The organism is Nocardioides asiaticus, from assembly GCF_040049175.1.
GTDB classification, from domain to species: Bacteria; Actinomycetota; Actinomycetes; order Propionibacteriales; family Nocardioidaceae; genus Nocardioides; species Nocardioides cheoyonin.
Genome location: NZ_JBDZDM010000002.1, coordinates 717,736 through 732,301, shown reverse-complemented (window position 1 = coordinate 732,301; position 14,566 = coordinate 717,736). Strand labels below are relative to the sequence as shown.

Here is a 14,566-nt window from a genome sequence, read left to right as displayed (position 1 = left end):
AGACCGGGTCAGACCAGCGCCCGGTCGAGCGCGGCCTCGACGTGCACGGTGATGACGTCGAGCACAGGGACCTCGACGTCCTCCTGGCGCACGAGCAGGGAGAGCTCGGTCGCGCCGAGGAGCACGCCGTCGGAGCCGGCGTCCCAGAGCTCGTCGATGATGCCGACGACCCGGCGGCGGGAGCTCGGGTTGACCTTCCGGAAGACCAGCTCGTCGTAGATGATCGAGTCGAGCGTGTCGATGTGGACCGGATCCGGCAGGTTGACGTCGATCCCCTGCGAGGACAGCCGCTCGGCGAAGAAGTCGTTCTCCATGGTGTAGGCCGTGCTCAGGAACCCCACGGCGGTGATCCCGGACTTCTTGCAGCGCTCGGCGACGACGTCGGCGAGGTGGAGCACCGGGATCGAGACGGCGGCCGCCACCTGGTCGTAGACCAGGTGGAACGTGGTGGTGCAGAGCAGGACGAAGTCCGCGCCGGCGGCCTCGACGCCCTTCGCGGCCTCGACGAGGATCGCGGCGACCTCGTCGGTGCGTTCCTTCTCCAGCAGGTCCATCACCTCGGCGAAGTCGACCGAGGCGAGCACGATCCGGGCGGAGTGGAGTCCGCCGAGCCGCTGCTGGACGCCCTTGTTGAGCCCCTCGTAGTAGGCGGCGCTGCTCTCCCAGCTCATGCCGCCGATGAGTCCGATCGTCTGCACGTCGGCAGTACAACACGGTCATGTTGCGAGGAGCGATTCCTCAGCGGCCCAGCACGAGATCGGCGATGCGTCGCAGGTCGGAGGTGAGGTGCTGCTCCGGGACGCGGACGCTCGACCCGCGGAGGTGGAACTCGTAGACGAACATGTCCGGCTTCGGGGCCTCGTCGCTGGACAGTGCCGCGACGTCGACCCGGGAGACCAGGTCGCGGAGCTCGGAGGCGCGGTCGTCGTCGGCGTCGAGGTCGACCTCGCCCTGCTGCTTCAGCCCGGCGAAGCCTCCGCTGCGCGTGACGGCGACCGTCGATGTGCCCGAGGACTGGCCGCCGCTGCCACCCGCCGATGAGTCGCCGGGGGTGACGCCCACGGTCTCCCAGGCCTGGCGTACGGCGTCGGCGTGCTCGCCTGCCGCGGCGATCGTCGCAGCGGCGAAGCCCGCGAAGTCGGTGTCGGCGGTGACGGAGCCGTTGGTGAGCGCGGCGTACCAGATCCGGCCGGCGCCCTCCCAGGTGTCGCCGCCGACGGCGAGCGCGGCCAGCGCGAACGCCCGGTTGGGGATCCCGGAGTTGGTGTGGACACCGCCGTTGTCGTCGGTGGTGTCGACGTAGCCGCTCATGTCGGCGGCCTGCGGGTCCTTGCCGAGCCGCGGGTCGTCGTAGGCGGTCCCCGGGTTGCGCATGTCGCGCAGCGCCCGGCCCTGGACGCCCTCGAGGAAGAGCCCCTCGCCGATCAGCCAGTCGGCCTGGTCGGCGGTCTGCCCGAGGAGGCGCTGCTTGACGCAGGAGCCGAACGCGTCGGAGACGGACTCGTTGAGCGCGCCGGACTGGCCGGAGTAGGTGAGCCCGGCCGTGCGCTCGGTGACGGCATGGGTGAACTCGTGGCCGAGCACGTCGACCGGCTTGGTGAACCGGTCGAAGATCTGGCCGTCACCGTCGCCGAACACGAGCTGGGTGCCGTCCCAGTAGGCGTTGTCGTAGCCCTGTTCGTAGTGGACCGACAGGCTCACCGAGGCTCCCTGCCCGTCGTAGGAGTCGCGACCGTAGATCTCGGAGAAGAGCGCCAGCGACGCCGTGATGCCGTCGGCGGCCTCGTCCACGGCGTCGTCGCCGGATGCCGGGTCACCGGCGGACCGCACCACCGTGCCCGGCAGCTCGGAGGTGTTGTTGCAGGTGTGGACCACCCACGCCTTCGCACCGCCGGCGACGGTCTCGGTCACGGGCTTCGGCCCCGCGGCGCGCGCCGAACGGAAGGACTCGTCGAGCGCGAGCTTGTCGGGCTGGAGCCGCTCGATGAGGTAGGGCGGGATGAACTGGCAGTGGGTGTGTGTCCGAGAGGTCATGCGCCAAGAGAACACCGCGGCGCCGACAATTTCACGAAACAGCGTCAGGAGGCGGGTTCACGAGTCAGCTTCACGAGGCAGGCACGCGGTCCGGCGGGAAGCCGCCGGTGGCGACCGGCCCCCACGACGTGGGGGTGATCCGGATGAGCGACTTGCCCTGCTTGCGCATCGCGTCGCGGTACTCGTCCCAGTCGGGGTGCTCGCCGGAGATGCAGCGGAAGTACTCCACCAGACCCTCGAGCGCCTCCTCCGAGGGCATGTCGAGCACCTCGGCGGTGCCGTCGACCTGCACCCACGGGTCGTTCCACTCCTCCGAGATCACCAGCACCGACGCGGCCGGGTTCCGGCGCAGGTTGACCGCCTTCGCACGGTCGGGGTACGTCGAGACCACGATCCGCCCGGACGCGTCCACGCCGCCGGTGACCGGCGACAGCTGCGGCCGCCCGTCGGCCCGCGTGGTCGAGAGCACCAGCCGGTGCCGGGTGCGGACGAAGTCGAGCAGCTCCTTGCGCGAGACGCGGGTGTTCGTGGCGATGGTCGGCATGCGGCCCAGCCTAGGAGCCGCAGCCGTACGCCGGCGTACGAGCGCCGCTCGCGATGCGGGCCAAACCCGGGCCCGCCGATAGGATCGAGGCGTTCCCTCCCCTTGAGAAGTCGGGTCGCTCACGCATGTCCGAAACCCAGTCCGCGAACCTTCGCAACGTGGCGATCGTCGCCCACGTCGACCACGGCAAGACCACGTTGGTCGACGCGATGCTGCGCCAGGCCGGCGCGTTCACCGAGCACGAGGCCGAGTCGGTGGCCGAGCGGGTGATGGACTCCGGCGACCTCGAGCGCGAGAAGGGGATCACGATCCTCGCGAAGAACACCGCGGTCCACTACACCGGGCCGAGCGCGCCGCAGGGCATGACGATCAACATCATCGACACTCCCGGCCACGCGGACTTCGGTGGCGAGGTCGAGCGCGGTCTCTCCATGGTCGACGGCATCGTCCTGCTCGTCGACGCCTCCGAGGGCCCGCTCCCCCAGACCCGGTTCGTGCTGCGCAAGGCGCTCAACGCCGACATGCCCGTCGTCCTCGTGGTCAACAAGGTCGACCGACCCGACGCCCGCATCGACGAGGTCGTCGACGAGACCTACGAGCTGTTCATGGACCTGCTCGACGACTCCCACAGCCAGGACGCGCTCGACTTCCCGATCGTCTACGCCTCCGGCAAGGCCGGGATCGCCTCGCTCGAGAAGCCCGACAACGGCCAGCTGCCGGACTCCAAGGACCTCGAGCCGCTGTTCAGGACGATCCTGGAGACGATCCCCGCGCCGCAGTACGTCGAGGGCGCGCCGCTCCAGGCCCACGTCACCAACCTCGACGCCTCGCCGTTCCTCGGCCGGCTCGCGCTGCTGCGCATCCACCAAGGCACGCTGAGGAAGGGCCAGACCGTGGCCTGGATGCGCCGCGACAGCGAGGTGAAGAGCGTCCGGATCACCGAGCTGCTCATCACCGAGGGCCTCGAGCGCAAGCCGGGCGAGGAGGCCGGGCCGGGCGACATCGTCGCCGTGGCCGGCATCCCGGACATCATGATCGGCGAGACGCTCGCCGACGCCGAGAGCCCGGTCGCGCTCCCGCTCATCCACGTCGATGAGCCCGCGATCTCGATGACCATCGGCACCAACACCTCGCCGATGGTCGGCAAGGTCAAGGGATCCAAGGTCACCGCCCGGCTGGTCAAGGACCGGCTCGACGCCGAGCTGGTCGGCAACGTCTCGCTGAAGGTCCTGCCGACCGAGCGCCCCGACGCCTGGGAGGTCCAGGGCCGCGGCGAGCTGGCGCTGGCGATCCTCGTCGAGCAGATGCGCCGCGAGGGCTACGAGCTGACCGTCGGCAAGCCGCAGGTCGTCACCAAGGAGGTCGACGGCAAGCTGCACGAGCCCTACGAGCGGCTGACGATCGACGCTCCCGAGGAGTACCTCGGCTCCATCACCGAGCTGCTCGCCAACCGCAAGGGCCGGATGGAGGGGATGACCAACCACGGCACCGGCTGGGTGCGGATGGAGTTCGTCGTCCCTGCCCGCGGCCTGATCGGCTTCCGCACCGAGTTCCTCACCGAGACCCGCGGCACCGGCATCGCCCACCACATCTCGGAGGGCTACTTCCCCTGGGCCGGGGAGATCCGCTCCCGTGCGTCCGGGTCGCTCGTCGCGGACCGGGCCGGCGCCGCCTCGTCGTACGCCATGACTTCGCTGCAGGAGCGCGGCGTCCTCTTCGTCGAGCCGGGCACCGAGGTCTACGAGGGCATGATCGTCGGCGAGAACTCCCGCGCCGACGACATGGACGTCAACATCACCAAGGAGAAGCAGCAGACCAACATCCGCTCCTCCACGGCCGACAACTTCGAGAAGCTCATCCCGCCCAAGAAGCTCTCCCTCGAGCAGAGCCTGGAGTTCTGCCGCGAGGGCGAGTGCGTCGAGGTCACCCCCGACCAGGTCCGGATCCGCAAGGTCGTCCTCGACCAGAACGAGCGCGCGAAGATGGCGTCGCGCGCCCGCAAGGCCAACCGCTAGAAGGCGAACCGCTAGAAGTACTGCATCCCTCCGTCGATGCTGACGTGCTCGGAGGTGATGAAGTCGGCCTCGTCGCTGGCGAGGAAGGCGACGACGTTGGCGATCTCGTCGGCCTCGGCGGCGTACCTCGGCAGGAAGACGCCACCCATCGGCGCCAGATGCGGCGTCGTCTCCGCGGCGTGGCCCATGGCGCTCTGCATGTCGCCGGAGCCCATCGGGGTGTTCACGGCACCGGGGTGGACGCTGTTGACCCGGATGCTGTGGCGGCCGAGCTCGGCGGCGAACGCGCGGGTCATGCCGACGAGCGCGTGCTTGCTGGTCGTGTAGTGGACCATCCACGGCTGGACCTTCTTGCCGGCGTACGAGCTGGTGATGGTGATCGACCCGCCGCCGCGCTCGATGAGGTGGGGCGCGGTCGCCATCACGGTGTTCCAGGCGCCGGTGACGTTGATGTCCATCGTGTCCTTGAACGTCTGCGGCGTGATCTCGTCCCACGGCTGCGGGATGCAGATGCCGGCGTTGGCGACCACCACGTCGAGCCCGCCGAGCTCCTCGACGCCGTGCTGGACGACCTTCTGGAGGCGCTCGAGATCGCGTACGTCGCCCTGCTCCAGGATCGCCCGGCGCCCCACCGTCTCGACCGCGTGGACGGTCTCCTCGAGGTCGGCCGGGGTCGGCGAGTCGTACGGCACGCCGGGAAGCGGGCTGGCGAGGTCGACGCCGACGATGTCGGCCCCTTCTCGCGCGAGGCGTACGGCGTGGGCACGGCCCTGGCCGCGGGCGACCCCGGTGATGAAGGCGACCTTGCCCTCCAGACGTCCGGTCACTGCTGGCTCCTCTCGACGTTCGTATGCCGGCGCGGCGCCGGCCACACCGGGCAGCCTCCCGCGCCGGAGGTCCCGGGCGCAACGGGTCGAGCGCCGCTTCTTGGAAGCGCTCCCATAGCATGGTCCTCCCGAGTCGCAGTCGTGGTTGACACCAGAATGTGACGCACGTCATAGTGGCGCAGCGGCGTGAGTGGAAGCGCTCTCACGCCCAGCCCGAGCCTCGGTCCGGGTCCGTCCACACAGTGCAACACGGCAGGAGCACCACGTGCGTACCTACTCCACCTCCTGGCGCAGGGGCTTGGCCTTCGGCGCCGTCGCGACCCTCGTCGCCGGCCTCACGGCCGCGTGCGGCAGCAGCAGCAGCGGCAGCTCGCAGTCGTCGCTCGGCAAGAACGACACCCTCACCATCACCACCTTCAGCGACTTCGGCTATGCCGACCTCATCAAGAAGTGGAACGCCGATCCGGATCGTCCGTTCACGGTCAAGCCGACGGTGGTCTCCGAGTGGGACACGTGGAAGCAGACCCTGACCTCCGACCTGCAGGCCGGCACCGGGCTGACCGACATCGTCGCCATCGAGGGCGACGCGATGCCACAGTTCCTGGCCGAGGGCGCGTCCGACCAGTTCGCCGACCTGACCGACAAGTCGCTCGACGGTCGCTGGGTCGACTACAAGTACAAGGCCGGCCAGACGACCGACGGCGAGCAGATCGGTTATCCGACGGACGCCGGCCCGGAGGGCTTCTGCTATCGCGCCGACCTCTTCAAGAAGGCGGGCCTGCCGACGAAGCGTGAGGACGTCGCGGCACTGTTCGACACCTGGGACCACTACTTCGCGACCGGCCAGCAGTTCGTCCAGAAGGTCCCCGGCTCGAAGTGGTACGACTCGAGCGGCTCGATCGCCCAGGCGATGCTCAACCAGACGAAGTACCCGTTCCAGACCGAGGACCAGAAGGTCAACGTCGACAACCCGGAGCTGAAGAGCGTCTACGACACCGTCACCAAGTACGCCCCGACCCTGTCGACACGTGTCGTCCAGTGGGGCGATGACTGGAAGGCGCAGTTCACCAACGACGGGTTCGCGACGATCCCGTGCCCGGGCTGGATGTTCGCCAACATCAAGGACGCGGCCCCGGACGTCAAGGGCTGGGACTTCGTCAACGCCTTCCCGGGCGGCGGCGGCAACTGGGGCGGCTCGTTCCTCGCCGTACCCACGCAGTCCAAGCACCAGGCCGAGGCGAAGCAGTTCGCCAACTGGCTGACCGATCAGGACCAGGAGGTGGCCGCGTTCAAGGCCGCCGGCAACTACCCGGCCAACGTCGCTGCGGAGCAGGAGCTCAGCTCGTCGGCCAAGCCGGACCCGTACTTCAACAACGCCCCGACCGCGCAGATCCTCGCCGACCGCGCCAAGGCGGTCGAGCCCGACCGGCCCTACAAGGGCGACAAGTACTCCGACATCCTCGGCCTCTTCCAGACAGCGATCCAGCGGGTCGACGAGGGCAAGTCGGCGGACTCGTCCTGGGACACCTTCGTCCAGGCCGTCAACGGGCTCTCCTGATCCGTCGCGGTTGATGAGCGAGAACTCCACGGCCACCGTCGGGGACGCTCCTTCGGCGTCCCCGACGCGCGGTCCGCGCCGCCCGTCCCCGCGCGGTGCGCCGACGGCGACGATCGCCCGGCGCCACCGGCTCTCCCGCCTCGACGTGCGGCTGTCGCCGTACCTCTACGTGCTGCCGTTCTTCCTGGTCTTCGCGGTCATCGGGCTCTACCCACTGCTCTACACCGGCTATCTCTCGTTCTTCTCGTGGCCACGCTTCGGCGCGGACCACGGCCCGTGGATCGGCTGGGCCAACTACTCCCACGTCCTCCACGACCCGGTGTTCCACAAGGCGCTCTGGAACACCATCGGGATCTTCCTGCTGTCCTCGGTGCCGCAGATCGCCGTGGCGACCGTCGTCGCTGCGTTGCTCGACACCACGCTGCGCGGTCGGACGTGGTGGCGGATGAGCGTGCTGCTGCCGTTCGTCGTCGCGCCCGCGGCCGCGGCCCTGATCTTCGGTGCGCTGTTCGCCGACAAGTCCGGCCTCGTCAACCAGATCCTGTCCGGCATCGGGCTGCCCGAGATCTCGTGGCACTCGAACCGGCCGGCCAGCTGGCTCGCGATCGCAACGATGGTCAACTACCGCTGGACCGGCTACAACGCTCTCATCGTGCTGGCCGCGATGCAGGCGATCCCGCGCGACCTCTACGAGGCCGCCGCGATCGACGGCGCCAGCAGGGTGAAGCAGTTCTTCCACGTCACCCTGCCCTCGATCCGACCGACGATGATCTTCGTCATCGTCACCTCGACGATCGGCGGGCTGCAGATCTTCACCGAGCCCCGGCTCTTCGACACCAACCTGCAGCACCAGGGCGGGGCGAACTACGAGTACCAGACGCTCACGATGTACGTCTTCAACACCGCCAACAGCAGCACCGACCCCTATCCCCGGGCCGCCGCTGCCGCCTGGATCCTGTTCCTCATCATCGTGGCGTTCGCCCTGGTCAACTTCGTCGTCACCCGCGCCGTCCAGCGGAGGAGCCACACGTGACCCGTCGCCCCGGATTCCTCGTCTACGGCCTGCTGGCCGCGTTCTTCGTCGGCTCGGCCTTCCCGCTGTACTGGTCGTTCGTGATCGGCTCGGTCACCCGGCAGCGCTCGATCCAGACCCCGCCGCCACTGGTCCCCGGTGGCCACTTCCTCGAGAACGCCGGCCGCGTCTTCGACCGCATCGACTTCTGGTCAGCGCTCGCCAACTCGGTGATCGTCTCGGGGATCTCGGCCCTCTCGGTCGTGCTGTTCGCGACGCTGGCCGGCTACTCCTTCGCCAAGCTCCGCTTCCGCGGAGCCGACGCCCTGATGGTCTTCGTGATCCTCACGCTGGCCGTGCCGACGCAGCTGGCGCTGATCCCACTGCTCAAGGAGTTCAGCAACCTCGGGCTGACGGGCACCCACGCCGCGGTCATCCTGCCGTGGCTGGTGACGGCCTTCGGGGTCTTCTTCATGCGGCAGTACCTCGTCGACGCGATCCCTGACGAGCTGATCGACGCCGCCCGGGTGGACGGGTGCTCGATGATCAGGACGTTCTGGACGGTCGCTGTCCCGGCCGCGAGGCCGGCGATGGCGATCCTCGGGCTCTTCACCTTCATGCAGGTCTGGACGGACTTCATGTGGCCGCTGCTGGTGCTGCAGGGCTCCGACGTCCAGACCCTCCAGACAGCGCTCGACCAGCTCAAGATCGCGCCGGGCCAGGGGACGAGCGACATGGCTCTGCTGCAGGCTGGGACGATCCTGGCAACGGTGCCGCTACTTCTTCTGTTCATCGCGACCGGCCGCCAGCTCGTGGCCGGCATCATGCAAGGAGCCGTCAAAGGATGACCAGCACGAACGAGCACGCCCACGAGGTCTCGACCGGCTCGACCACTGAGGAGACCCTCGAGTTCCCCGCCGGCTTCCTGTGGGGCGCCGCCACGGCGGCGTACCAGATCGAGGGGGCGTACGACGAGGACGGCCGCACGCCGTCGATCTGGGACACCTTCAGTCGCGTCCCCGGCGCGATCGTCCGCGGCGACACCGGCGACGTCGCCTGCGACCACTACCACCGCATGCCCGAGGACGTCGCGCTCATGAAGCGGCTGAACCTGGCGTCGTACCGCTTCTCGATCGCCTGGCCGCGCGTACGTCCCGACGGTGGCGCGGTCAACCAGAAGGGCGTCGACTTCTACAGCCGGCTCGTCGACGAGCTCCTCGACGCGGGCATCGCGCCGTGGGTGACGCTCTACCACTGGGACCTTCCCCAGGCGCTGGAGGACGAGGGCGGCTGGCTCAAGCGCGACACTGCCGACCGATTCGTCGAGTACGCAACGACCGTCTACGACGCGCTCTCCGACCGGGTCTCCTACTGGACGACCCTCAACGAGCCCTGGTGCTCTTCCTACCTCGCCTACACCGCGGGCCAGAAGGCGCCGGGCCGGCAGGAGGGGGTGGCGGGCCTCGTCGCCGCCCACCACCTGATGCTCGCCCACGGCCTCGTCGTCGACGAGCTGCGCCGACGGGGTGCGACGCCGGACCGCGGCAAGCAGGTCGGCATCACGCTCAACCTCACCACCGTGGAGCCCTACGACCCCACCGAGCCGGTCGACGTGGACGCCGCCCGTCGGGTCGACGGCTTCTTCAACAGGAGCTTCCTCGACCCCATCCTCAAGGGGAGGTACGCCGAGGACCTGGCGGCCGACACCGAGGGCATGACGTTCCAGGGGCGGCCGTGGCAGGACTGGGTGCTCGACGGCGACCTCGCGGTCATCAGCCGGCCTCTCGACCTGCTCGGCGTGAACTACTACCACAAGCAGATCCCCTCGGGCAGGCCTCACGACGACCTGCTCGGCAGCCGTGTGCTCCGCCCCTCTCGTCCGACCTCCTCGCCGCATCCGGGCGGCGACGACATCGTCACGCCGCGCACCGGCAGCCCGACCACGGCGATGGACTGGGAGGTGCAGCCCGACGGGCTGACCCGGCTGATGCTGCGGCTTCGCGACGAGTACGCCGCACCGCCGATCTACATCACCGAGAACGGCGCCGCCTACCACGACGAGGTGGCCGCCGACGGCGGCGTACACGACGGCGAGCGGCTGCGGTTCATCGACCTCCACCTGCGCGCGCTCCACGACGCGATCGAGCAGGGCGTCGACGTACGCGGCTACTTCGCCTGGTCGCTGCTCGACAACTTCGAGTGGGCCTACGGCTACGGGCAGCGGTTCGGGATCGTCCACGTCGACTACGACACCCAGGTCCGGACGCCGAAGGACAGCGCGCTCTGGTTCGCCCGCGTCGCCGCCAGCAACCGGCTCGGGGCGGCGTGAGCGGGAGGGCCATGGACGAGGCGGTGGCATCGGGCGGCTCGCCCACGCTCGACGAGGTCGCCCGGCTGGCCGGGGTCAGCAGGGCCACCGCCTCGCGCGCCATCAACGGCGGGTCGCGGGTGAGCGCCCGGGCCCAGGAGGCGGTCGCCGACGCCGTACGCCGGCTGGGCTACACGCCCAACCCTGCCGCACGGTCGCTCGTCACCCGGCGTACCGACTCCGTCGCGCTCGTCGTCCCCGAGCCCGACGAGCGGGTCTTCAGCGACCCGTTCTTCGCCCGCACGCTGCACGTCGTCACCCGCGAGCTGTCGGCGCACGACCTGCAGGTCGTGCTGCTCATCGCCAGTCCGGGCGAGCAGGAGCAGCGGATGCTGCGCTACCTGCGCGGACACCAAATCGACGGCGCCATCGTCGTCTCCCACCACCGCCGCGACAGCCTCGCCGACCACCTCGCCGCGCTCGGGCTGCCCTGCGTCTTCATCGGGCGGCCGTGGACGAGCGCCGACCGGGTGTCGTACGTCGACACCGACAACGTCGCCGGCGGCCGGGGCGCCACCCGGGTCCTGCTCGAGCGCGGCTGCCGCCGGATCGGGACCGTCGCCGGCCCCGCCGACATGAGCCCGGGCCGGGACCGGCTCGAGGGCTGGCGGCAGGCCATGGCCGAGGCCGGGCTCGAGGCCGACGCGGTCGTCCACGGCGACTTCACCGAGGAGAGCGGCGGCTCAGCCTGTGCGGCGCTCCTCGACGCGCACCCCGACCTCGACGGCCTCTTCGTCGCCTCCGACCTGATGGCCGCCGGCGCCCTGCGCACCCTCGCCGCCCGGGGCCGGCGGGTCCCGCACGACCTCGCCGTCACCGGCCACGACGACCTCGGCATCGCCGAGCGCACCGACCCCCCGCTCACCACGATGCGCAACCCGATCGCCCCGATGGCCGAGGAGGCCGCCCGGCTCCTGCTCGACCAGCTCGACTCCTCCGACCGCCGCGCGCCCCGTCGGGTCGTCTTCTCCCCCGCGCTCGTACGCCGCGACTCCGCGTAAGCCGGGTCGCTGCCGGGCGGCTCGGCCGGGATAGTCCGGGACGGTCTGCAGGGGTTACTGGCGAGTAGCCCCTGCAGACCGTCCCGGACTACCCCGCCGCGCCCTAGCATGTGTGACCCGGCCCACATCCGGCACAGCCCCAAGGAGCGCAGCCATGTCCGACGTCGACCTCGCCCGCCAGCACAGCCTCGGAGACCTGCCGCGGCGTAGCGCGCTGCGGTTCCCGACGAAGACGGCGATCATCGACGGTCGGACCCGGCTGACGTTCGCCGAGCTCGAGGCGACGGTCGACCGGACCGCGGCCGCGATCGCGGCGGCGGGCCTGGAGAAGGGCGACAGGCTGGCGCTGCTGTCGCACAACTGCTGGCAGTTCGCCGTACTGAACTTCGCGGCCGCCCGGGTGGGCGTCGTGCTCGTGCCGATCAACTTCATGCTCGGCGCGGACGAGATCGCCTACATCCTCGGCCAGTCGCAGGCGAAGGGGTTCGTCGTCGAGGACGCGCTGGTGCCGGTGGCCGAGAAGGCCCTGGGCGAGCCCGGCTCGAGCGTCGAGCTGCGGGTCGTCGTACGCCTGCACGGCGAGGCGCCGCCGGCCGGCTGGACCGACCTCCACCGCTGGACGGCGTACGACGGGGCGGCGCCGGTCGTCCACGTCGCCGACGACGACCCGGTGCGGATGATGTTCACCTCCGGCACGGAGTCGCGGCCGAAGGGAGCGCTGCTGTCGAGCCGGTCGCTGATGTGGCAGTACGTCTCCTGCATCGTCGAGGGCGAGATGAGCGCCGACGACATCGAGCTGCACACGCTGCCGCTCTACCACTGCGCCCAGCTCGACTGCTTCCTCGGCGTCGACGTCTACCTCGGCGCCACCTCGGTCATCCTGCCCGCGCCCGACCCGGCCGCGGTCCTCGGCGCGATCGCCGAGCACCGGGTCACGAAGTACTTCGCACCCCCGACCGTCTGGATCGGCCTGCTCCGCTCCCCGGACTTCGACTCCGCCGACCTGTCGAGCCTCCGGAAGGGCTACTACGGCGCCTCGCCGATGCCGGTCGCGGTCCTGCAGGAGCTGACCCGGCGGCTCCCCGACGTACGCCTGTGGAACTTCTACGGCCAGACCGAGATGGCGCCGCTCGCGACGATCCTCGGCCCCGACGAGCAGCTCCCGTACGCCGGCTCCGCGGGCCGGCCCGCGCTCAACGTCGAGACCCGGATCGTCGACGACGCCGACAACCCGGTGCCGGTGCGCACCGTCGGCGAGATCGTCCACCGCTCGCCGCACGCGACGCTCGGGTACTACGAGCAGCCCGACAAGACCGAGGAGGCGTTCCGGGGCGGCTGGTTCCACTCCGGCGACCTCGGCTACCTCACCGAGGACGGCCACCTCTACGTGGTCGACCGGAAGAAGGACATGATCAAGACCGGCGGCGAGAACGTCGCGACCCGGGAGGTCGAGGAGGCGATCTACACCCTCGACGAGGTGGCCGAGGTCGCCGTCTTCGCCGTACCGCACCCGCGCTGGGTGGAGGCGGTCGCGGCCGTCGTCGTACCCAAGCCGCGCGCGGAGCTCACCCCCGAGAGGGTCATCGAGCACACCCGCGGCCTGCTGGCCGGCTTCAAGACGCCGAAGTACGTCGTCGTGGCCGATGCCCTGCCCAAGAACCCGTCCGGCAAGATCCTCAAGCGCGAGCTGCGGCAGGCGCACGAACACCTGGCGGAGTGAGCCGGCCGGCCGGGCCAGGTTTCCCCGGCCGGCCGGGGAAACCCGAGCTTGTGGGCCATCCAGACACCCCACAACATCGGATTTTCCCTGACAAGCTCGGTCCGCCCGGATGTAGTTGACTGGACCTATGGACTTAGGACTCGACGGGCAGGTCGCCCTCGTCACCGGCGGCAGCAGGGGGATCGGCAAGGCGTGCGCGAGGGCGCTGCTGGCCGAGGGCGCGCGGGTCGCGCTGCTCGCCCGCGGCAAGGAGGCCCTCGACGCGGCGGCGGTCGAGCTCGGCGACGGTGTGCTGACCGTCGCCGCCGACACCACCTCGACCGCCGAGGTGGACGCGGCGGTGGCGCGGGTGGCAGAGCACTTCGGCCGGCTCGATGTGGTCGTCAACGCCGCCGCCCGGCCGGCCTCGAGCTCGGCCGGCGCCCCCGGCCTCGACGGCGTGGACGAGTCGGACGTGCTCGACCAGGTGGACACGAAGGCGCTGGGCTACCTGCGCGTCGCCCGCGCCGCCGCGCCGTACCTCCGCGCCGCCGGGGGCGGGCGCATCGTCAACATCTCCGGCATGAACGCGCGTACGACGGGGTCGGTCATGGGCTCGGTCCGCAACATCGCGGTGGTCGCGATCGCCAAGAACCTCGCCGACGAGCTCGGCCGCGACAACATTGCCGTCACCGTCGTCCACCCGGGAATGACCCGTACGGACTCGCGGGACTTCACCCCGGCGATGCAGGCGGCGTCGGAGGCCAACGCCCTCGGCCGCACCGTCGACGCCACGGAGATCGCCGACCTGGTCGCCTTCCTCGCCTCGCCCCGGGCGGTCGCCCTCAACGGTGCGGTCGTCACCGCCGACGGCGGGCGCCCGGGGAGCATCTGGACCTAGCCGGGCCGGCGGGTCTCAGTAGGCGTACCCGCCGCCGCTGTCGTCCGGGGACGACGAGGAGGACGCGGACGGCGAGGTGGTGATCCTCGATCCGTCGGGGCCGAGCACCCACCAGATCCCGTCGTAGCCCTGGCCGAGCACGTCGCCGGCGGCGGCATCGCCGTGGAAGTAGTAGAGCGGCCAGCCGTCCAGGGTCAGCTGCTTCTTGCCGTCGACGCCGGTGATCGTGCCGACGGCGCCGGTCACGCCGGCGAGCCGCGGCATACCCTTCCCGGCGTGCGCGGCCGGCCACTCGACCGCGCACGCACCGGTGCAGACGCTCGACGAGGCACCCTTGGTGTCGTCGTCGTACTGATAGAGCGTGCGGCCCGCCTCGTCCACGACGATCGAGCCGAGCGACGTCGAGGCGGTCTTCAGTGCGGTGACGGCCGGCGCGGAGCCGGTCGACGAGGTCGACGAGGTCGACGAGCCCGAGGCGCTCGAGGTGCCCGAGGCGCTCGAGGACGACGTGCCGCACGCCGCGAGCGACAGTGCTCCGGCGGCGGCGAGTACGGCGAGCGCGGGGCGCCGCCTGGAGGCGATCATGGCTGCTCCTGGGTCGAGGATC

Annotated in this window: 13 protein-coding genes; 8 read left to right on the top strand and 5 right to left on the bottom strand. The window is 70.4% G+C overall.

The annotated features are described in order from the left end of the window. Window positions 1-8: 8 nt before the first annotated feature. The 3 genes from ABLE53_RS09335 to ABLE53_RS09325 form a co-directional block, all read right to left on the bottom strand. On the bottom strand, window positions 9-698 hold the full coding sequence (locus ABLE53_RS09335) for an aspartate/glutamate racemase family protein (protein WP_348858567.1): 690 nt from the start codon (window positions 696-698) through the stop codon (window positions 9-11). A 40-nt stretch (window positions 699-738) separates the two neighbouring features. Further along, complete coding sequence (locus ABLE53_RS09330; RefSeq protein ID WP_348858566.1) at window positions 739-2,034, bottom strand: protealysin inhibitor emfourin; 1,296 nt, start codon at window positions 2,032-2,034, stop codon at window positions 739-741. Between the two features lie 70 nt (window positions 2,035-2,104). Next, window positions 2,105-2,578: a PPOX class F420-dependent oxidoreductase gene (locus ABLE53_RS09325; protein ID WP_348858565.1), complete on the bottom strand. Its 474-nt coding sequence runs from the start codon at window positions 2,576-2,578 to the stop codon at window positions 2,105-2,107. Between the two features lie 125 nt (window positions 2,579-2,703). Between ABLE53_RS09325 and typA the strand changes: the two genes are divergently transcribed. After that, window positions 2,704-4,593 (top strand): translational GTPase TypA, encoded by a 1,890-nt coding sequence (typA, locus tag ABLE53_RS09320; protein WP_348858563.1) that lies wholly within the window; start codon window positions 2,704-2,706, stop codon window positions 4,591-4,593. Between the two features lie 11 nt (window positions 4,594-4,604). Here the strand turns inward: typA and ABLE53_RS09315 are convergent, their stop codons facing one another. Further along, the gene (locus tag ABLE53_RS09315) at window positions 4,605-5,420 is read right to left on the bottom strand and encodes a mycofactocin-coupled SDR family oxidoreductase (RefSeq protein ID WP_348858561.1); all 816 of its coding nucleotides are present in this window, start codon (window positions 5,418-5,420) and stop codon (window positions 4,605-4,607) included. A gap of 265 nt (window positions 5,421-5,685) precedes the next feature. Here ABLE53_RS09315 and ABLE53_RS09310 point away from each other — a divergent pair, with 265 nt between their 5' ends. The 7 genes from ABLE53_RS09310 (at window position 5,686) to ABLE53_RS09280 (ending at window position 13,959) form a co-directional block, all read left to right on the top strand. Next, complete coding sequence (locus ABLE53_RS09310; protein ID WP_348858560.1) at window positions 5,686-6,978, top strand: ABC transporter substrate-binding protein; 1,293 nt, start codon at window positions 5,686-5,688, stop codon at window positions 6,976-6,978. A 13-nt stretch (window positions 6,979-6,991) separates the two neighbouring features. Next, a complete protein-coding gene (locus tag ABLE53_RS09305) occupies window positions 6,992-8,011 on the top strand; it encodes a carbohydrate ABC transporter permease (protein ID WP_348858559.1) in 1,020 nt (339 codons plus the stop codon). Further along, complete coding sequence (locus tag ABLE53_RS09300; RefSeq protein ID WP_348858558.1) at window positions 8,008-8,838, top strand: carbohydrate ABC transporter permease; 831 nt, start codon at window positions 8,008-8,010, stop codon at window positions 8,836-8,838. Before ABLE53_RS09305 ends, ABLE53_RS09300 begins: the two co-directional genes overlap by 4 nt. Beyond that, window positions 8,835-10,319 carry a GH1 family beta-glucosidase gene (locus ABLE53_RS09295; RefSeq protein ID WP_348858556.1) on the top strand — a complete coding sequence of 495 codons (1,485 nt, stop codon included), beginning with the start codon at window positions 8,835-8,837 and terminating at the stop codon, window positions 10,317-10,319. Before ABLE53_RS09300 ends, ABLE53_RS09295 begins: the two co-directional genes overlap by 4 nt. 11 nt (window positions 10,320-10,330) lie before the next feature. Further along, a complete protein-coding gene (locus tag ABLE53_RS09290) occupies window positions 10,331-11,359 on the top strand; it encodes a LacI family DNA-binding transcriptional regulator (protein ID WP_348858555.1) in 1,029 nt (342 codons plus the stop codon). A gap of 154 nt (window positions 11,360-11,513) precedes the next feature. Beyond that, entirely contained in the window at window positions 11,514-13,079 is a 1,566-nt protein-coding gene (locus ABLE53_RS09285; RefSeq protein WP_348858554.1) for a fatty acyl-CoA synthetase, read from the top strand. 127 nt (window positions 13,080-13,206) lie between these two features. Then, on the top strand, window positions 13,207-13,959 hold the full coding sequence (locus ABLE53_RS09280) for an SDR family NAD(P)-dependent oxidoreductase (RefSeq protein ID WP_348858553.1): 753 nt from the start codon (window positions 13,207-13,209) through the stop codon (window positions 13,957-13,959). Window positions 13,960-13,974: 15 nt separating this feature from the next. Here the strand turns inward: ABLE53_RS09280 and ABLE53_RS09275 are convergent, their stop codons facing one another. Continuing rightward, entirely contained in the window at window positions 13,975-14,544 is a 570-nt protein-coding gene (locus ABLE53_RS09275) for a COG4315 family predicted lipoprotein (protein WP_348858552.1), read from the bottom strand. Between the last annotated feature and the right edge of the window lie 22 nt (window positions 14,545-14,566).